The organism is Streptomyces sp. NPDC029466 (assembly GCF_055574515.1).
This window is the reverse complement of the sequence record NZ_JBVHZH010000028.1, coordinates 56,878-75,505: the sequence shown is the minus strand read 5'-3', so window position 1 is coordinate 75,505 and position 18,628 is coordinate 56,878. Positions and strand designations below refer to the sequence as shown.

The window sequence follows — 18,628 nt, the reverse complement described above, 5'->3', positions numbered from 1 at the left end:
TGCCGATAGGGTCGGATCCATGGAGCGCTCCACAGACCACCCCGCCCTCGACCTGTCGCTCGACGCCGCCGCGCTCACCGCGCAGCTCGTCGACTTCCCCTCCGAGAGCGGCAACGAGAAGGACCTCGCCGACGCCGTCGAGCACGCGCTGCGCGCGCTCCCGCACCTCACCGTCGACCGCTACGGCAACAACGTCGTGGCCCGCACGAACCTGGGCCGCGCCGAGCGGGTGGTGCTCGCCGGGCACCTCGACACCGTGCCGATCGCCGACAACGTCCCCTCCCGGCTGGACGAGAACGGCGTCCTGTGGGGCTGCGGCACCTGCGACATGAAGTCCGGCGTCGCCGTCCAGCTGCGGATGGCCGCCACCGTCCCGGCCCCCAACCGCGACCTGACCTTCGTCTTCTACGACAACGAAGAGGTCGCCGCGCACCTCAACGGCCTCGGCCATGTCGCCGACGCCCACCCCGACTGGCTCACCGGTGACTTCGCCGTCCTCCTGGAGCCCTCCGACGGCCAGGTGGAGGGCGGCTGCCAGGGCACCCTCCGGGTCCTGCTGCGCACCACCGGCGAGCGCGCCCACTCCGCCCGCAGCTGGATGGGCGCCAACGCGCTGCACGCCGCCGCCCCGATCCTGGCGAAGCTCGCCGCGTACGAGCCGCGCCGCCCGGTCATCGACGGCCTCGAATACCGCGAGGGCCTCAACGCCGTACGTATCGAGGGCGGCGTCGCCAACAACGTCATCCCGGACGCCTGCACGGTCACCGTGAACTTCCGCTACGCACCGGACCGCACCCCCGACGAGGCGGTGGCCCATGTCCGCGAGGTCTTCGCGGACTGCCCGGTGGACGAGTTCATCGTCGACGACCACTCCCCGGGCGCGCTGCCCGGACTGTCCCACCCGGCGGCCCGGGCGTTCATGGAGTCCGTCGGCGGCACCGCGATGCCCAAGTTCGGCTGGACCGATGTCTCCCGCTTCAGCTCCCTGGGCGTCCCGGCCGTCAACTACGGCCCCGGCTACTCCCTGCTCGCGCACAAGAAGGACGAGCGGGTAGAAATCGACCGCATCCTGCACTGCGAGGAACGGCTGCGCGCCTGGCTGACGGCCTGACGCCCCCCGGGTCCACCGCCGACCGCTCGCCTCCCCACCGAATTCCCCTGCTCTTCATGTCGGCGGATCTACGCTGAACAGGCAAACGATCTGCCAGCGGAGGGAGCACGACATGGCCAGTCCCGAGGGAGCACCGGTCCCGGAGGAGCAGCGGCTGGGTCCCGTACTGCGCCGCCAGGAGCAGGTGCAGACCGGCACCACCGACCAGCGGCTGCTGGACTCCGAAGGCCCCTCCGAGTGGGTGCACACCGACCCCTGGCGCGTGATGCGCATCCAGTCGGAATTCGTGGAGGGCTTCGGCGCGCTGGCCGAGCTGGGTCCGGCCGTCAGCGTCTTCGGCTCGGCCCGTACGCCGCGTGACTCCAAGGAGTACGACGCCGGTGTACGGATCGGCCGGGCCCTGGTCGACGCCGGTTTCGCGGTGATCACGGGCGGCGGCCCCGGCGCCATGGAGGCCGCCAACAAGGGCGCCAACGAGGCCGGGGGCACCTCCGTCGGGCTGGGCATCGAGCTGCCCTTCGAGCAGGGCATGAACGAGTACGTGAACCTCGGCGTGGACTTCCGCTACTTCTTCGTCCGAAAGACGTGTTTTGTGAAGTACGCCCGGGGATTCGTGGTGCTCCCCGGCGGCCTCGGCACCCTCGACGAGCTCTTCGAGGCGCTCACCCTCGTCCAGACCCGTAAGGTCACCCGCTTCCCGATCGTGCTCTTCGGCACGGCGTACTGGAGCGGTCTGGTCGACTGGCTGCGCGACACCCTCATCGCCCAGGGCAAGGCGTCGATGCACGATCTGGAGCTCTTCCACCTCAGCGACGACGTGGACGAGGCAATCGCCCTGGTGACCAAGGAGGTCGGGATCTAGGGGACGCCTCCCTCAGGCCAGTCCCCGGCGGGCGACCGCCGGGGGCCGGTGGCCGGCGATCGAGGCCACCATGTCCAGCACCTGCCGGGTCTCGGCGACTTCGTGGACGCGGTAGACCTGGGCGCCCAGCCAGGCCGAGACGGCGGTGGTCGCGAGGGTGCCGAGGACCCGGTCCTTGACCGGCCTGTCGAGCGTCTCGCCGACGAAGTCCTTGTTGGACAGCGAGACCAGCACCGGCCAGCCCGTGTCCCTCATCTCGCCCAGCCGCCGGGTCGCCTCCAGGCTGTGCCGGGTGTTCTTGCCGAAGTCGTGCCCCGGATCGATCATGATCGCGTCCCGCCGGACGCCCAACTCCACGGCCCGCTCGGCCAGTCCGAGCGTCACCCGCAGGATGTCCGCCATCACGTCGTCGTAGGTCACCCGGTGCGGCCGGGTCCGCGGCTCGGCGCCGCCCGCGTGGGTGCACACCAGGCCGACGTCATAGCGCGCGGCAACCTCGGCGAGCCGCGGATCGACGCCGCCCCAGGCGTCGTTGAGCAGATCCGCGCCGGCCTCGCACACCGCCTCGCCGACCTCGTGCCGCCAGGTGTCGACGCTGATCACCACATCGGGGAAGCGCTTGCGGACCTCGGCGACGAACCCGACCGTGCGACGGGCCTCCTCCTCGGCGCTCACTTCCTCGCCGGGACCGGCCTTGACGCCGCCGATGTCGATGATCGCGGCACCGTCGGCCACCGCCTGTTCCACCCGGGCCAGCGCGGGCTCGTCACGGAACGTGGCGCCCTGGTCGTAGAACGAGTCCGGCGTCCTGTTGACGATCGCCATGATCACCGGCTCGTGCGCGCCGAACTCGCGATTCCCCAGCCGCAGCATTCCCTGACTCCCTCTCCGTGGTCCGGGAGCGACCCTAACTGTCACACCCGCATGGCACGATCAGTGCAGGCACATAGTCCGGGGAGTTGGTCGTGTTCTGGTTCTTGCTGATCGCGATGGTCGTGGTGGTGGCCGCGGTCACGCTCGTGGTCGTCGGTGGCGGTGACGGCGGTGGGCTGCGGGATGCCGAGCCGGACCGGCTGCACGACCCGCTGCCGGAGGACCGCCCGGTGGCCCGCGCCGATGTGGACGCCGTCCGCCTTCCGGTCACTGTCCGTGGCTATCGGATGACCGACGTCGACGACGTCCTGGACCGGCTGGGCGCCGAACTCGCCGAGCGGGACGCCCGGATCGCCGAGTTGGAGGCCGCGCTGGCCGGGGCGCATGCCTCCGCCATGGGCGGCCCGGGGCTGATACAGGACGGCCCGCCGGTGCTCGGGCCGGTGCCGGAGGCGGGGCCCGGCGACCAGAAATCCGCGGACGCCCCCGAAGCGCCCGGACGGCGGCCGGACGGCGAGGAGCGGGCATGAGCGGCGTGGTGAGGGAACCGGACGGCATCCCGCGCTGCCCGTGGGGGCTGGAGTCGGCGCAGATGGCCGACTACCGCGCCTACCACGACACCGAATGGGGCCTGCCGGTCCATGGCGACGACGCCCTCTTCGAGCGGATGAGCCTGGAGGCGTTCCAGTCCGGGCTGTCCTGGATCACGATCCTGCGCCGCCGCCCCGGTTTCCGCGCCGCGTTCGCCGGCTTCCGCATCGCGAAGGTCGCGCGGTTCACGGACGCGGATGCCGAGCGGCTGCTCACCGACCCCGGCATCATCCGCAACCGCGCCAAGATCGCCGCGACGATCAACAACGCCAAGGTGGCCGCCGAGCTGGCCCCCGGCGAGCTCGACGACCTGATCTGGTCCTTCGCCCCCGCCCGGGCGGGCCGGCCGGTGCCGCGCACCGTCGATGATCTCCAGCCGACGACCCCGGAGTCCACGGCGCTCGCCAAGGACCTCAAGAAGCGCGGCTTCCGCTTCGTCGGCCCGACGACCGCCTACGCGATGATGCAGGCCTGCGGTCTGGTCAACGACCATCTGGCGGAGTGCCACGTCCGGGCGGCCGTGGAGGCGGCGGCCGGCTGACCCGGCCGGCCGGCGGGGCCGGGACCAGGGCGGGTCAGCGGCGTCAGCGGCCCAGGAAGACCGGCTTCTCCTTCTTCACGAACGCCTCGACCGCGATCCGGTGGTCCTCCGATGCCCCTGCCCGGCCCTGCAGTTCGTCCTCCTTGCCGAGGGTCTCGGCGAGCGAGTGGTCCGCCCCGTAGGCCAGCGACTCCTTGAGCGCGGCATACGCGCCGGTCGGGCCCTGGGCCAGCCGGCGGGCGATGGCCGCGGCTTCCCCGGCCAGCTCCTCGGCCGGCACCACCTTGTTGGCGATCCCCAGCTCGTACGCCTCCTGGGCACTGACGTTGCGCGGGAAGAGCAGCAGGTCGGCGGCCCGGCCCTGGCCGATCAGCCGCGGCAGGGTCCAGGACATCCCGGAGTCGGCGGTCAGCGCGACCCCCGCGAAGGAGGTGTTGAACGAGGCCGAGTCGGCGACCACGCGGTAGTCGGCGGCCATCGCGAAGCCCGCGCCGGCGCCCGCGGCGACCCCGTTGACGCCCGCCACCACGGGCTTGGGCATCTCGGTCAGCGCCGTCACGATGGGGTTGTAGTGCTCACGCACGGTGTTCATGGTCTTCCCGGAGCCGGTGGCCCGGTCCTCGGCCAGCAGGCCGATGTGCTCCTTGAGGTCCTGCCCGACGCAGAAGGCGCGCCCGGTGGCGGTCAGCAGCACGGCCCGCACGGCGGAATCGGCGGCGGCCTCCTGGAGCGTGTCCCGCAGCAGGACCTTCGCCTCGATGTTCAGCGCGTTCATCGCGTCGGGGCGGTTGAGCGTGATCGTCGCGAGTCCGTCGGTCACGTCATAGAGCACGGTGTCGGCCATAGTGGGAGTCCCCTCCGTCGCGGCTCGGACTGCTCGGCAGCGGCAGTCAGCGCTCAGGATGCCGGAGATCATCGGGCATCGGCATGTGACGTACATCAAAGATTGCGGGCGCGCCGGGGGTCGGCGGGTGGAGAAGTATTGCAGCCGCCTCTCCGAATTGAGGGGGTTTGCGGGAGCGCGTTGCCGAAGGGATGCAGCCCGATGTTGGTCATCGGGTCGTTCGATGCGGGATAATGGCCTGGAAGCAATGTGTTCGATGCCGGTGACACGTGCCTATTCGGGCCGTCGGCTGAGATGAGCTGGTTTCAGGAAGGGGAACGAGCATGGCGGCCATGAAGCCGCGGACGGGCGACGGCCCGCTCGAGGTGACCAAGGAGGGGCGGGGCATCGTCATGCGTGTTCCGCTCGAAGGCGGCGGGCGGCTCGTCGTCGAGCTGACCCCCGACGAAGCCAAGGCCCTGGGTGAGGCCCTGGACAAGGTCACCGTCTGACAAGGGCGGCGCAACCGGCGGTTTCCCGGGGCTGACCCCGGTATCCCCAGCCGAATTACCCCGGCCCCGGCACGTGGCGCGCAGTGAAGGCGCGCCGCGTGCCGGGGCCGTTTCGTACCTCCTTGGCCGTGCGGTCAACCGCGCTTGACCGCGCAGAGCAGTCCGTCACCGACCGGCAACAGGGACGGTACGAGGGTCGTGCTCTCCCTTACGGCCCGCAGCAGTTCCCGCAGCCGCAGCACCTCCGCGGGCTGTACCGCCGAATCGACCGTACGGCCGTCCGCGAAGACGCCCTCGAAGCAGACCAGCCCGCCGGGGCGCAGCAGCCGCAACGATTCAGCGAGGTACTCCAAGCACTCCATCAGGTCGCCGTCGCAGTACACGAGGTCGTATCCGCCGTCCGCGAGCCGGGGCAGTACGTCCAGGGCCCGTCCGGGAATGAAGCGGGCGCGGTTCCCGGCGAAGCCGGCCGCACGAAACGCCTGCTTGGCGAACGCCTGCCGCTCGGGTTCGAGGTCCACGGTGGTCAGTACCCCGTCGGGCCGCATGCCGTGCAGGAGGTAGATGCCCGACACGCCCGTGCCGGTGCCGATCTCGGCGACGGCCTTGGCGTCCACGGCGGCGGCGAGCAGACGGAGGGCCGAGCCGGTGCCGGTGGTCACCGTGCGGATACCGGCATCCCGTGCGCGGTCACGGGACCAGTGCAGGGCGGCCTCGGCGCTGTCGTCGATGGTCCCGGCGCCGTACGCCTCGGCGAATGCCAAGCTCGTCTGCCGGTTGCCGGTAATGGCCCTCTCCTGTCCCCGTAGTTGACGCAACCGTGACTGTATCCGCTGCGTGCGGGAACCCGCAGATGGGACTGGACGTTAAGGAGGGGTGGCGGGATGACGGGGGGAGGCACGGTGACGACCGCGCGAGACGCGAACCAGGACGAGAAGCAGGACCAAATGCAGGTCAAAACTGCTTATCCGGAGCTAACGGGCGAGGTGGATATGGTAGGGGCTCTACTGGACACCACCAGAGCCACCAGGGGAGGTGCGGCTGCGGCGGGTGACCGAGGGGTGCTGAGGCGCTTGAAGAGGTCGTTCGCCGAGCCGAAATCCGTGACAAACACCGCTGACCGTTTCCGCCCCCATGGCCCGAAGGGCATGGGAGGGGCCTCCACCGCCGACTCCGCGACCACCGCGACCTTTGCCGCAGACGCGGATGCGCAGGCGTGGACTCCGCCCAGCTGGGAGGAGATCGTCAGCACCCACAGTGCACGGGTCTACCGCCTCGCCTATCGCCTCACCGGCAATCAACACGACGCCGAGGACCTCACCCAGGAGGTGTTCGTCCGCGTCTTCCGTTCGCTGTCGACGTACACCCCCGGCACCTTCGAGGGCTGGCTGCACCGCATCACGACCAACCTCTTCCTGGACATGGTCCGGCGCCGTCAGCGTATTCGCTTCGACGCGCTCGGTGACGACGCGGCCGAGCGGCTGCCCAGCCGTGAGCCCTCCCCGCAGCAGCACTTCAACGACACCCATTTCGACGCCGATGTGCAGCAGGCGCTGGACACCCTGGCGCCGGAGTTCCGCGCCGCGGTCGTGCTGTGCGACATCGAGGGCCTGTCCTACGAGGAGATCGCCGCGACCCTCGGCGTCAAGCTGGGCACGGTCCGCAGCCGGATCCACCGTGGCCGCTCCCATCTGCGCAAGTCCCTCAAGCACCGGGCCCCGGCCACTCGCGCCGAAGAGCGCGAGCAGCGGCGCTCGCTGGCCGTGGTGCCCTCGCAGGAGGTCGGAATCGCGTGAGCGGCAACGGCGGTCCGTCCCCCGCCGAGCAGCATCTCGGCGACCGCCTTGCGGCCCTGGTCGACGGCGAGTTGGGGCATGACGCGCGCGAGCGGGTGCTCGCGCATCTTGCGACCTGCGGCAAATGCAAGGCGGAGGCCGACGCCCAGCGTCGGCTGAAGAACGTCTTCGCCCAGGCGGCACCCCCCGGGCCGTCCGAGGGTCTGCTGGCACGTCTCCAGCAGCTGCCCGGCGGCGACCCCGAGGGTCCCGGCAGCCGGCTCGGCAACGGCGCCCTCGGACGCGGTGACTTCGCCAGAGGCGGCGGCGCGTTCCGCTATGTCCCCTCCGGCGGTCACTCCGGCCATGCCATGGCGGCGCTTCCCACCCCCTCGCGCGGCCGCGGCTTCCGGGTGCATGAGGTGGACCGTCCCGCACAGCGGCGGCGGTTCGCCTTCGCGGCGGCCGGCGCGGTCTCCCTCGCGGCCTTCGCGCTGGGCGGCGCCCTCCCGCTGGAAGCGGCCGTCGACCTGCCCGGCGGGCGCGTCGACAGCGGCGGCACGACCGTCACCCCGCTCAGCGTCAGCCCGGCCGCCGACAGCGGTTCCCTGCTGCGCGGCGCGGAGTTCGCCGCCAAGAACTCCGCCGGCCGGCAGCCGTCCGGCGGTCCGACCCTGGCCCCGGCCCCCAGCGCCATGGCCCTCTACGGCCCCGGTGCGGCACCCCCCGCCCCCTATGCGTCGGCGCCGGCACCGCCCTCCGCGCCGGCCGGTCGCTTCGGCCTCTCCCCGCTGATAGCCGGGAGCGGTCCGGCGTCGCCGTATCACCTCGCGCCCCTGGCCGCCGCCACCGGCAACTCCCCGGTGCGGAAGAACCCTCCGGCGCTGCCGCCCCTGGAGCCCAAGCATCCGCTGATCGGCTCCGCGGCCGCGGTCGGCCCCTCCGCCAAGGGCGGAGCCCCGGCCCCGCACTGACCGTCCCCTGCGCGGCCCCACACGGAACTGGTTGAATCGCTGTGGGGCGGCGCACCCCTGACCGGGCGCGTCCGCGAGGTGGTGGTGGCCCGCGCGCGACGCGGGCGAACTCTGGGGAGAGCATGGACGACGGTAAGGCCGCCGGGTCGAAGCTGAAGTGGTGGAGCCGTCCGGGGAGCAGCACGGGCACGGAACCGTCCGCCGAGGCCGGCCCGCAGACGCTGCCGCCCGCCGGTAATACGCCGGACGGAACGCGGACCGAGGGCTCCGGCACGTCCGCCGTGCACCACAGCGACGAGGACTGGGTGGTGCGTCCGCCCGAGCCCCGGAACGGCGCGGTGGCGCCCGGACCTGCCGAGACGGCCGAAGTTGCCGAGACGGCCGAAGTGGCCGCGCCCGCCGATGAGTTGACGGCGGCGTCGGGCGCGACAGCCGGGGCCGGTCCGGATCAGGAGACCGCCGCGGCCGTGGGCCGCCCGGCCGGCGGTACGCGGCCGGACCCGGGGACCGTGACGCTCGGGCGGGTGCGTGAGGACGCGCGGGACGAGGCGGCTCCGGCTGCCGGGACCGCCGCGGCGACCGTGGCGCCGGGACAGGTGCGTGAGGACGTACGGGACGAAACGGCTTCACCTGCCCGGACCCCGGACGGCGCGGACACGACGGCCACGACGGTCATCGCGGCCGCGCCCGCCTCCGCGCCCACCCCGCCCACCCCCGCCCCCGAAGCCACTGCGATACCGCCCGAGGCACCCGCACCGCCCGAGGCACCCGCACCGACCGAGACCCCGGCCGCCGCGCGCCGGCAGCCCCTGCACGCCGAGGACCCGTACGGGACCCCTCCCTACGGCGACCCCGGACCCTGGGCGCCCGCACCGCCCGTGCAGCGGCCGATGGCGACCCCCGCACAGGGCACGGTGCTTCCGCCGCAGGCCGGGCCGCTGCCCCCGTACGGCGCCCCGGCCGCCCCGCAGACCGCGATGCCCGCCGCGGCCTACCCGGGCCCGCCGCAGGCACCCGCGCCCGCCGCGCCGTCCGGCACGACCGGTGAGGAGCGCCCGCCGCTCGCACCGGGCGCCGAGCAGCCGCACCCGGCCGGGGCGGCGGACACCGCGAACCCCCGGCCCGCCGCCGACCCGGCCGCACCTCACCGGCCGGGCCTCCAGAAGACCGGCACCCCCCAGCCCGCCCCCGGGCAGGCCGCCGACCCCGGGGCCACCGGCCCACAGAGCGCCCCCATGACTGCCGCGGCCGGGCCGGCCGCCGGACCCGACGCGCCGCAGGACGGCACGGACGGCGCCTTCGTCCCCCACCCCGGCGACGGCGGCCCCCGCCCGGCCTCGGCGACCGCGCCCTACGGATCAGGCCCGCAGCCCGGCACCACCGGACCCGGCGGCCCCCACCCCGCCTCGCCACCCGCGCCCCACGCTCCCGGCCCGCACCCCGGCCCCACCGGCCCCAGTGGCCACGGCCAGGCCCCCACCCCCGGCCACGCCCACGTCCCCGGCCAGGCCCCCACCTCCCACCCCGCGCCCCCCGCCCCCCAAGGCGCCTGGCACCAATACGACCCCTGGAGCGCGCCGTTGCAGGGCGGGCCCATGGCGGCGCCGGCCGGCCGGCGCCGCCGACGGGGACCGCTGGTCGCCGGAGCGGTGGCGCTCGCCCTGCTCGCGGGGGGTGTCGGGGGTGGCATCGGGGCGTATGTCGAGCGCTACGGCGGGCTCAGCGACATCAAGCTGCCGCAGTCCGGGGCCGATGAGGGGGGCCGTAAGCCCGACAGCGTCGCCGGGATCGCACAGCGCGCACTGCCGGGGGTGGTCACCCTCCACGTGCGGGGCAGCGCCGAGCAGGGGACCGGGACCGGCTTCGTCCTCGACCACCAGGGGCACATCCTCACCAACAACCATGTGGTCGAACCGGCCGGCAGCGGCGGCGAGATCTCGGTGACCTTCAGCGGCGGCCAGACGGCCAAGGCCAAGGTCGTCGGCCGGGACGGTGGCTACGACCTCGCCGTCGTCCAGGTGGAGGGCGTCGCGGGGCTGCGCCCGCTCACCCTCGGCAACTCCGACTCGGTGCGGGTCGGCGACCCGGTGGTGGCGATCGGCGCCCCGTTCGACCTCGCCAACACCGTCACGTCCGGGATCATCAGCGCCAAGCAGCGTCCGATCACCGCGGGCGGCCAGAAGGGCGACGGCAGCGATGTGTCGTATGTGGACGCCCTGCAGACCGATGCCCCCATCAACCCGGGCAACTCCGGCGGTCCGCTGGTGGACGCCAAGGCGCGGGTGATCGGCATCAATAGCGCCATCCGTGCGGCCGACAGCGGCGGCGGCCCGGACGGCGACAGCCAGGGCCAGGGCGGCAGCATAGGGCTGGGCTTCGCCATACCCATCAACCAGGCCAAGCGGGTGGCCGAGGAGCTGATCAACACCGGCCGGGCGACACACCCGGTGATCGGCGTCACGCTGGAGATGGAGTACGCGGGCGACGGGGCGCGGGTCAGTGAGCGCAGCAAGGACGGCCGACAGCCGGTCCTCCCGGGCGGCCCCGGCGCCAAGGCCGGGATCAAGGCCGGCGATGTGATCACCAAGGTCGATGGCGCGCCCGTGCACAGCGGCGAGGAGCTGATCGTCAAGATCCGCAGCCACCGGCCCGGCGACACGCTGGTGCTGACCCTCCAAAGGGGCGGTAAGGAGCGGTCCGTCCGGCTCAGCCTGGGATCCTCCAGCACGGGCTGATCGTTTGCACGGTGTTGGTACGGGCGACTCCCGCCCGACGTGCGGGGCCAGGTACCGTGATAGGCGGCCTGGCCCCTAGGCCACCGAAGGCCGCGGATAACCCAAGGAGCTGCAAGGTGTTCTTCGACATAGGACCCCTCGAGCTGGTGGCGCTCGTGATCCTTGCCGTGCTCATCTTCGGTCCGGACAAGCTCCCCAAGGTCATCCAGGACGTCATGTCCTTCGTCCGCAAGGTCCGGGCGTTCTCGGACAGCGCCAAGGAAGACATCCGCAGCGAGCTGGGGCCGGAGTTCAAGGACTTCGAGTTCGAGGACCTCAAGCCCAAGAACTTCGTGCGCAAACACGTCCTGGAGAAGGACGAGTACGGCCTCAAGGACCTTCAGGAGATCCGTAACGGCTTCGACCTGAAGAAGGAGATGGCCGAGGTCACCGACGCCGTCCACGGCCACGACAGCGCCTCCTCCGCCACGCCCTCGAACGGCTCGGGTCCGAGCCTGTCCAAGGAGTCCCCGGCCGCCTCCGCCGGGCGCCCCGACATGGTCAAGAGGACCGCTCAGCCGGACGAGCGTCCGCCGTTCGACGCCGACGCCACCTGACACACACCGGTATGACTGTCTGTGTGGAAGCCTATGGCTATGCTCCGGGTGTCCGGGGTTCGGTCGCCTGAGGGGGGCGGGCCGCCCACGACGCAGGGCAACAAGGAGGCTCCGCGCAGATGGAGACGACCAGTCCGTCAGCGACACAAGAGGCGGCCGCCGGCGCCGGCCGGAAGGTCGACGGCTATCTGCTGGCCGCGTTCCCGTGGTACGGCCTCGACGAGGCGTTCACCGGTCCGCGCTGGCTGATGCAGGTCGGCGCGGCCGCGGACGGCACCGTCGAGCACGGCGCCACCGGGCACGGTGCGGAGCCCACCATCAAGGTGGAACCGCCGCAGGACGAGCGGTTCGCGGTCGTGGTGACGGTCGCCAGCCGCCCCGTGCGGCGCAGCGGTGACGGCACCGGCGTCCTGGAGGCGACCTCGGTCTCGACGGCCGCCTGGCTCGCCGGGTCGGGGCTGCTCGCGCAGACCTGGCCGACCCAGATGGACCGGACGCTGCGCCAGGACTGGCTGGACCAGCAGACGATGCTCGCCTGGGAGCTGGCCGACGATCTCGGCGGCGGCAGCTGGAGCGAGCTGATGCTGCCGGTGGACGGGGTGCCCACCTCGTTCGCCTACCGCGAGTCCGAGTACGGCTGGGTGCTGGCCGGCTCGGCCGGCGAGGGCTCCGAGGACGTGCACATCGGCGCCTACGGGCGGGGCATGAGCGCGTATGGGCTGGGGTTCTCGGTGATCAAGGACCTGTCCGCGTACGAGGGCTGAGCCGGGGCGCACACCGGGCGGAACCGGGCCCGGACGGCCGGGCGCGCCACAGCAAAAGGGGCGGACCCGTCAGGGCCCGCCCCTTCCCACATCAGCCGGGAGCCGGGAGGCGCGGCGTCCCGTGCGGCCGCCGCGCCTCCCGCCGTCTCAGAACTTGTTGCGCGGGGTGATCCCCAGCGACATACCGGACAGGCCCCGCTGGCGGCCGCCCAGCTTGCCCGCGATGGTGCGGATCGCCGAACCGGCGGGGGAGTCGGGGTCGGTCAGCACGACCGGCTTGCCCTCGTCGCCGCCCTCGCGCAGCCGGACGTCGATCGGGATGGCGCCGAGCACCGGCACCTGCGTGCCGGTCGTCTTCGTCAGGCCCTCGGCGACCCGCTCGCCGCCGCCGGTGCCGAAGACATCGACCATCTCGTCGCAGTGCGGGCAGGGCAGCCCGGACATGTTCTCGACCACGCCGACGATCTTCTGGTGGGTCTGCACGGCGATCGAACCGGCCCGCTCGGCGACCTCGGCGGCGGCCTGCTGCGGGGTGGTGACGACGAGGATCTCGGCGTTCGGGACGAGCTGGGCCACCGAGATGGCGATGTCGCCGGTGCCCGGGGGCAGGTCCAGCAGCAGCACGTCCAGGTCGCCCCAGTAGACATCGGCGAGGAACTGCTGGAGCGCGCGGTGCAGCATCGGGCCGCGCCACACGACGGGGGCGTTGCCCGGGGTGAACATGCCGATCGAGATGACCTTCACGCCGTTCGCCGACGGCGGCATGATCATGTTCTCGACCTGGGTGGGCTTGCCGTCGGCACCGAGCATCCGGGGCACCGAGTGGCCGTAGATGTCGGCGTCGACGACACCGACCTTCAGGCCGTCGGCCGCCATCGCCGCGGCGAGGTTGACCGTCACCGACGACTTGCCGACGCCGCCCTTGCCGGAGGCGACCGCGTAGACCCGGGTCAGCGAACCGGGCTGGGCGAACGGCACCTCACGCTCGGCGGTGCCGCCGCGCAGCGAGGCCGCCAGTTCCTTGCGCTGCTCGTCGCTCATCACGTCCAGCTCGACGGCGACGGAGGTGACGCCCTCGACCCGCTCGACGGCCTCGCGCACATTGCTGGTGATCGTCTCGCGCATCGGGCAGCCGGAGACGGTCAGATAGACCACGACCGCCACCGCGCCGTCCGCCGCGATGTCCACCGATTTGACCATCCCCAGCTCGGTGATGGGGCGGTGGATCTCGGGGTCGTTCACCGTCGCGAGCGCTTCGCGGACCGCGTCCTCGCTCGGGGTGGCGCCATGGGGCGTGTCGGTAGCCATGTCCCGATGGTACGGCTCATGAGGCGGCCTCCGGAAAGGCCGTCAGCGGTCGCGTTCATCACTCTCCGCGTCAGCCGGCTGCCGCGGCTCCATATCCCTGAGCATGTCCTGGAGCTCGGAGCGGATCCAGTCGCGGGTGGCGACCTCGCCCAGCCCGAGCCGCAGCGCCGCGATCTCCCGGGTCAGATACTCGGTGTCGGCGATGGAGCGCTCGTTCTGCTTGCGGTCCTGCTCGTGGGTGACCCGGTCGCGGTCGTCCTGGCGGTTCTGCGCCAGCAGGATCAGTGGCGCGGCGTACGACGCCTGGAGCGACAGCGCCAGCGTCAGAAAGATGAACGGGTACTGGTCGAACCGCAGCCAGCTGGGCGCCGTGGTGTTCCAGATGACCCACACGATGATGGTGAAGGTCATCCAGACGATGAAGCGGCCGGTCCCCAGGAAGCGGGCGATCTTCTCCGAGAGCCGCCCGAAGGCCTCCGGGTCGTACTCGGGCAGGAACGTACGGCGCGGGGCGCGCGGCTGGTCGAGGCGCACCCGCGGCCGGTCCACGGGGCCCCGGCGCAGCGCGGAGGCGCCGTTCGCCCGCGACCGTTCCCGGCCGCCGTCCCGCTCCTCAGCGCCCATGCGCGGCCTTCCCGAGGCGACCGTTGCCGGTCAGCCCGGCCGTCGCCGAGCCGTGCAGCCCGTCTTCCCGCCAGTCGTCCGGCAGCAGATGGTCCAGCACGTCATCGACGGTGACCGCGCCCAGCAGGGCCCCGCTCTCGTCCACGACCGGCGCGGCGACCATGTTGTACGCGGCCAGATAGCTGGTCACCTCCGGCAGCGGGGTGTCCGGCGGCAGGGCCGGCAGATCGGTGTCGGCGATCGAGCTGACCAGGGTGAACGGCGGGTCGCGCAGCAACCGTTGGAAGTGCACCAGGCCCAGGTACTTGCCGGTGGGGGTCTCGTCCGGGGGCCGGCAGACATAGACCTGGGCGGCCAGGGCGGGGGACAGGTCCGGGTCGCGGACCCGGGCCAGCGCGTCCGCGACGGTGGCGTCCGGCCGCAGCACGATCGGCTCGGTGGTCATCAGCCCGCCCGCGGTCCGTTCCTCGTATGACATCAGCCGCCGGACATCCGCGGCCTCCTCCGGCCGCATCAGCGCCAGCAGTCGTTCCTTCTCCTCCTCCGGCAGCTCGGAGAGCAGATCGGCGGCGTCGTCCGGGTCCATCGCCTCCAGGACGTCGGCGGCCCGCTCGTCCTTCAGCTTGCCGAGGATCTCCACCTGGTCGTCCTCCGGCAGCTCCTCCAGGACGTCGGCGAGCCGGTCGTCGTCGAGTGCCGCGGCGACCTCGGCGCGCCGCTTGGCGGAGAGATGGTGCAGCACCCCGGCCAGGTCGGCGGGCCGCAGCTGTTCGAAGGTGGCCAGCAGGCTCTCCGCGCCCTGTCCGTGCTCCTCCAGCGAGAAGCCGGTCACCGCCGACCACTCCACGGTCAGCGCCTCTCCCTTGCGGCGCAGCGCCCCGCCTTTCCCCTTCCGTACGAAGACCTTGTCGATCTCCCAGTCGCGGCGGGCCGGCAGCTGGGTGATGCCGATATCGAGGACGGTGACCTCCTCACCGGTCTCCACCAGCCGCACCCGCCGGTCGAGCAGCTCGCCGAGCACCAGCGTCTCGGAGGCCCGCTGTTCGAAGCGCCGCATGTTGACCACACCGGTGATGACGATCTGGCCGGAGTCCACCCCGGTCACCCGCGTCATGGGGACGAAGATCCGGCGCCGGCTGATCACCTCGACGACCACACCGAGCAGCCGCGGCGGACGGTCGCCGACCCGCAGCAGCGCGACGAGGTCCCGCAGCCGGCCGACCTGGTCGCCGTTGGGATCGAAGACGGCGCTGCCGGCGAGGTGGGAGACGAAGACCCGAGGCGTCACGACTGCCATGCAGAGCGCCGCCCTTCTCCCGTTCAGCCCGAAATAAGGCATCAATCCGGGTTCAGGCTAACGCGCCCCGCTCCGCGCCGCCCCGGGGAAAGAGGCCGTAGGGTGACCGCCACGCACCCCGCCGACGACCCGGCGCGGCCCAGGTACGCTGCCGTACTGCTGCCGAGATCACCCGCATCAGGAGGCCGAGCCGACGTGAGCGCAATCCCCCCGGGGTCCGGCCCCCGAACCCTGCCCGGAACCCGTCGTACGGGACGGGCCGCGCTCGTGGGGGCGGCCTGCGCGGCACTGGCCGTGGCGCTGACCGGCTGCGGCGAGGAGGTCGATCCGGACGCCGGCACCAACGGCATGGGAAAGCTGCCGGCCGCGAAGGTCGAGGCCAAGGCGCGGGCCGCGGCCCAGCGCGCCGAGACGGTGCACCTCTCCGGCAATGTCGTCAGCCAGGGCCGCACCTACAAGCTCGACATGAGCCTGGCGAAGGACGGCGCCAAGGGCGAGCTGACCACCAAGGCGGCCGCCTTCCAACTGCTGCGGGTCGGCGAGTCCCTCTATCTGAAGGCCGACGCGGCCTTCTGGGCCGGTGAGAAGAACGGCAGGTCGGGCACGCCCGACCAGGCGGCGGCGCAGAAGCTCGGCGGCAAATACGTCAAGGTGCCCGCCAAGGACCCGGTCTACAAGCGCTTCAGCGGCTTCACCGACAAGGACACCCTGCTCGCCGGTCTGCTCGGCCTGCACGGCAAGCTGACCGCAGGGAACCGCGGTGAGCTCGACGGGGTCCGCACCCTCCGGCTCACCGCCGGCGCGGGCTCCGGCGGCACCCTCGATGTCTCACTGGAGGGCACGCCCTACCCGCTGCGGCTGCACCGGGCCGGCGACGCGGGCGTCGTGCGGATGGCCGACTGGGGCAAGAGCGTGGACCTCAAGGCCCCGGACAAGGACCAGGTCGTGGACTACGGCACCCGGATCTCCGGCGGGGACCACTAGGGCCTGTCGTCGTCCTGTCTTCCTGGTCCCGCCCGCCTCTCGCCGCGGCGCACCGGAGCACGCCCGGCCGGCGGGCGGGACGGGCCCCTGACGGCCGCCCGGGTTTCAGCCCTTGCGCCCCCGCCGCAGCAGCTTCGGCAGCGCGGCCGGGACCGGGCGGCGGGTGATCGCGGGGCTCGCCAGTGGCGGCACGGCGTGCGACTCCGCCGGCATCTGTCCGGGGCGCTGGGTGGTCTCCCCGGTCGGCTCCAGCCGCAGCACCCGGCACTCGCGCGCCCAGCGCTCCGTGAGGGTGTCCGCGTCCGGCGCGTTCAGCCGCTTGCCCTTGAGCTCGTCGACCGCGGCCCGCCAGGGCTCGCTCTCCGGCGCCAGTTCGACGACCCGGGCCTGCCAGGCGACCAGCCGGCCGCCCTTGTCCTTGCTGCGGACGGTGACCGTCGCCGTCCCGCCGTCGGCCAGCCCGAGGTCGGCCAGCGGCTGCTCGCCGGCGCCGTCCCCGATGAGGCAGGCGGCTCCGTCGAGCCACAGATGCCACAGCGCACGGGACGGGCCGGCCGTCCCCCGTACCCAGATGAGGCCGGACTTCTTCGTGGCCTCTTCGATGAGCGCCCGATCGTGCAGGGCCTGCGACACGGTCTCCGTCATACGGCTCAGCCTAATCGCCCCTGCCCCGGGCGACGGGGGCCGCCCAGGCGCTGAGATGCGCGGACGCCGCGCCCGCACCGGCGCCCGGGGCCGGCGCCGGGGTCACAGCCACCCGTTGCGCTTGAACCCGCGGTGAATGCCGACACAGATCGCGGCCGTCACCAGCAGCACCGCGGGGTAGCCGTACTCCCAGTGCGTCTCCGGCATGTAGTCGAAGTTCATGCCGTAGATCCCGGCGATCATCGTCGGTACGGCGAAGATCGCCGCCCATGCCGTGATCTTGCGCATGTCCTCGTTCTGCGCGACGGCGGCCTGCGCGAGGTTGGCCTGAAGGATGGAGTTGAGCAGATCGTCGAAGGACAGCACCTGCTCGTTGACCCGCGCCAAGTGGTCGGCGACATCCCGGAAGTACTTCTGGATGTCGGAGTCCACCAGCCGCATCGGACGCTCGCTCAGCAACTGCATCGGCCGCAGCAGCGGCGACACCGCCCGCTTGAACTCCAGCACCTCACGCTTGAGTTGGTAGATCCGCCCGGCGTCGCCGCCCTTCGGGGAGCCCTTGCCGTTGGTGCCGGAGCTGAAGACATCGATCTCCACCTCGTCGATGTCGTCCTGCACCGCACCGGCCACCGCCATATAGCCGTCGACGACCTGGTCGGCGATGGCGTGCAGCACCGCGGACGGCCCCTTGGCCAGCAGCTCCGGGTCGTCCTGGAGCCGGTGCCGCAGCGCGCGCAGCGAGCCCTGGCCGCCGTGCCGCACGGTCACGATGAAGTCCCGGCCGGTGAAGCACATCACCTCGCCGGTCTCCACGACCTCGCTGGTCGCGGTCAGCTCGGTGTGCTCGACGTAGTGGACCGTCTTGAAGACGGTGAACAGGGTCTCGTCGTAACGCTCCAGCTTGGGCCGCTGGTGGGCGTGCACGGCGTCCTCGACGGCGAGCGGGTGCAACCCGAACTCCTGGGCGATACCGGCGAATTCGGCCTCGGTCGGCTCATGCAGGCCGATCCAGGCGAAGCCACCCTCGCTGCGCACACTGGCCATGGCCTGGGCCGGGGTGACGTGCTCGCTCACCCGGCGGCCCTCGCGGTAGACACCGCAGTCGACGATGGCGCTGTTCACGCAGGCCGGGGCGGACTCATAGGGGTAGGGACGGTCGTCGCGACGCCGGGAGGGACGGACGGCGGCGCGCAGGTCGCGGATCATCGACATGGCAGGCTCCTTCACGGGCCGGCCGTCAGCGCGGGCGCGGGGGGCAACGCTGCCCGGAACGTGGACGTACGAGGCGTCATCGGCTGTACGTCCGCAAAGCGGGCGGCGCTCCGTGCGGGGGCACTGACGGCAGTTCGCAGAAAACACGGAACAAAGAGTCGAAGGCGCTCTTCCGGCATCTACTTCCGGCGCAAAGGTGCTTCCCTGGTTTCACCGCTGAGCGGCGGGGTACGGAAGCTCTCGGATCAGGAGATTCGCTGCGCGAGGGGGATGACGGGAGAACTATCGGTACTGCACGGTCGACTCGGATCCACCGCAGCCCCACCTCCTCCGGCCGGTCCCCGTTGGGGGACGACGTCATTCCCTGACCAGACGGCAAGGCTATCAGCCGCCTGAAGCGT

19 protein-coding genes are annotated in these 18,628 nt (G+C 72.3%); 11 read left to right on the top strand and 8 right to left on the bottom strand.

The features are described from left to right. Nucleotides 1–19: 19 nt before the first annotated feature. Nucleotides 20–1,111, top strand: a complete 1,092-nt coding sequence (gene dapE, locus ACZ4XD_RS21815) for a succinyl-diaminopimelate desuccinylase (protein ID WP_468044412.1) — start codon at nt 20–22, stop codon at nt 1,109–1,111. A 112-nt stretch (nt 1,112–1,223) separates the two neighbouring features. Further along, entirely contained in the window at nt 1,224–1,973 is a 750-nt protein-coding gene (locus tag ACZ4XD_RS21810; protein ID WP_042148240.1) for an LOG family protein, read from the top strand. Between the two features lie 12 nt (nt 1,974–1,985). Here the strand turns inward: ACZ4XD_RS21810 and folP are convergent, their stop codons facing one another. Further along, complete coding sequence (folP, locus tag ACZ4XD_RS21805) at nt 1,986–2,846, bottom strand: dihydropteroate synthase (RefSeq protein WP_468044409.1); 861 nt, start codon at nt 2,844–2,846, stop codon at nt 1,986–1,988. A gap of 92 nt (nt 2,847–2,938) precedes the next feature. Here folP and ACZ4XD_RS21800 point away from each other — a divergent pair, with 92 nt between their 5' ends. Together ACZ4XD_RS21800 and ACZ4XD_RS21795 are read left to right on the top strand one after the other, a co-directional pair. After that, on the top strand, nt 2,939–3,376 hold the full coding sequence (locus tag ACZ4XD_RS21800; RefSeq protein WP_468044407.1) for a DivIVA domain-containing protein: 438 nt from the start codon (nt 2,939–2,941) through the stop codon (nt 3,374–3,376). Then, complete coding sequence (locus ACZ4XD_RS21795) at nt 3,373–3,978, top strand: DNA-3-methyladenine glycosylase I (RefSeq protein WP_042148248.1); 606 nt, start codon at nt 3,373–3,375, stop codon at nt 3,976–3,978. The genes ACZ4XD_RS21800 and ACZ4XD_RS21795 overlap by 4 nt, the downstream gene beginning before the upstream one ends. A gap of 43 nt (nt 3,979–4,021) precedes the next feature. Here ACZ4XD_RS21795 and chcB read toward each other — a convergent pair whose 3' ends face one another. Then, nucleotides 4,022–4,822 carry a 2-cyclohexenylcarbonyl CoA isomerase gene (gene chcB, locus ACZ4XD_RS21790; protein ID WP_468044404.1) on the bottom strand — a complete coding sequence of 267 codons (801 nt, stop codon included), beginning with the start codon at nt 4,820–4,822 and terminating at the stop codon, nt 4,022–4,024. Nucleotides 4,823–5,145: 323 nt separating this feature from the next. Here chcB and ACZ4XD_RS21785 point away from each other — a divergent pair, with 323 nt between their 5' ends. Continuing rightward, nucleotides 5,146–5,313 (top strand): DUF3117 domain-containing protein, encoded by a 168-nt coding sequence (locus ACZ4XD_RS21785; RefSeq protein WP_006603288.1) that lies wholly within the window; start codon nt 5,146–5,148, stop codon nt 5,311–5,313. 134 nt (nt 5,314–5,447) lie between these two features. Here ACZ4XD_RS21785 and ACZ4XD_RS21780 read toward each other — a convergent pair whose 3' ends face one another. After that, nucleotides 5,448–6,131, bottom strand: coding sequence for an O-methyltransferase (locus ACZ4XD_RS21780; RefSeq protein WP_468044402.1), 684 nt, complete (start codon nt 6,129–6,131; stop codon nt 5,448–5,450). 285 nt (nt 6,132–6,416) lie between these two features. Here ACZ4XD_RS21780 and sigE point away from each other — a divergent pair, with 285 nt between their 5' ends. The 5 genes from sigE to ACZ4XD_RS21755 all read left to right on the top strand — a co-directional run bounded on the left by sigE (nt 6,417) and on the right by ACZ4XD_RS21755 (nt 12,157). Beyond that, nucleotides 6,417–7,109 carry an RNA polymerase sigma factor SigE gene (sigE, locus tag ACZ4XD_RS21775; protein WP_042149877.1) on the top strand — a complete coding sequence of 231 codons (693 nt, stop codon included), beginning with the start codon at nt 6,417–6,419 and terminating at the stop codon, nt 7,107–7,109. Beyond that, entirely contained in the window at nt 7,106–8,062 is a 957-nt protein-coding gene (locus ACZ4XD_RS21770; RefSeq protein WP_468044399.1) for an anti-sigma factor family protein, read from the top strand. Before sigE ends, ACZ4XD_RS21770 begins: the two co-directional genes overlap by 4 nt. Before the next feature lie 977 nt (nt 8,063–9,039). Beyond that, nucleotides 9,040–10,797, top strand: a complete 1,758-nt coding sequence (locus ACZ4XD_RS21765; RefSeq protein WP_468044474.1) for a S1C family serine protease — start codon at nt 9,040–9,042, stop codon at nt 10,795–10,797. Between the two features lie 116 nt (nt 10,798–10,913). Next, complete coding sequence (locus tag ACZ4XD_RS21760; RefSeq protein WP_042148263.1) at nt 10,914–11,393, top strand: sec-independent translocase; 480 nt, start codon at nt 10,914–10,916, stop codon at nt 11,391–11,393. A gap of 119 nt (nt 11,394–11,512) precedes the next feature. Next, complete coding sequence (locus ACZ4XD_RS21755; RefSeq protein ID WP_468044397.1) at nt 11,513–12,157, top strand: hypothetical protein; 645 nt, start codon at nt 11,513–11,515, stop codon at nt 12,155–12,157. 147 nt (nt 12,158–12,304) lie between these two features. Here ACZ4XD_RS21755 and ACZ4XD_RS21750 read toward each other — a convergent pair whose 3' ends face one another. The 3 genes from ACZ4XD_RS21750 to ACZ4XD_RS21740 are packed head-to-tail and all read right to left on the bottom strand — an operon-like array spanning nt 12,305 to nt 15,386. After that, nucleotides 12,305–13,465 (bottom strand): Mrp/NBP35 family ATP-binding protein, encoded by a 1,161-nt coding sequence (locus tag ACZ4XD_RS21750; RefSeq protein ID WP_042148270.1) that lies wholly within the window; start codon nt 13,463–13,465, stop codon nt 12,305–12,307. 42 nt (nt 13,466–13,507) lie between these two features. Next, nucleotides 13,508–14,089 carry a DUF1003 domain-containing protein gene (locus ACZ4XD_RS21745; RefSeq protein ID WP_468044395.1) on the bottom strand — a complete coding sequence of 194 codons (582 nt, stop codon included), beginning with the start codon at nt 14,087–14,089 and terminating at the stop codon, nt 13,508–13,510. Next, a complete protein-coding gene (locus tag ACZ4XD_RS21740; protein WP_327224703.1) occupies nt 14,079–15,386 on the bottom strand; it encodes a magnesium transporter MgtE N-terminal domain-containing protein in 1,308 nt (435 codons plus the stop codon). The genes ACZ4XD_RS21745 and ACZ4XD_RS21740 overlap by 11 nt, the downstream gene beginning before the upstream one ends. 195 nt (nt 15,387–15,581) lie before the next feature. Here ACZ4XD_RS21740 and ACZ4XD_RS21735 point away from each other — a divergent pair, with 195 nt between their 5' ends. Continuing rightward, the gene (locus tag ACZ4XD_RS21735; protein WP_468044393.1) at nt 15,582–16,370 is read left to right on the top strand and encodes a hypothetical protein; all 789 of its coding nucleotides are present in this window, start codon (nt 15,582–15,584) and stop codon (nt 16,368–16,370) included. A 105-nt stretch (nt 16,371–16,475) separates the two neighbouring features. Here the strand turns inward: ACZ4XD_RS21735 and ACZ4XD_RS21730 are convergent, their stop codons facing one another. Together ACZ4XD_RS21730 and ACZ4XD_RS21725 are read right to left on the bottom strand one after the other, a co-directional pair. After that, nucleotides 16,476–17,015, bottom strand: coding sequence for a hypothetical protein (locus ACZ4XD_RS21730; protein WP_468044391.1), 540 nt, complete (start codon nt 17,013–17,015; stop codon nt 16,476–16,478). A gap of 102 nt (nt 17,016–17,117) precedes the next feature. Continuing rightward, nucleotides 17,118–18,227: a magnesium and cobalt transport protein CorA gene (locus ACZ4XD_RS21725; protein WP_468044389.1), complete on the bottom strand. Its 1,110-nt coding sequence runs from the start codon at nt 18,225–18,227 to the stop codon at nt 17,118–17,120. Nucleotides 18,228–18,628 lie beyond the last annotated feature (401 nt).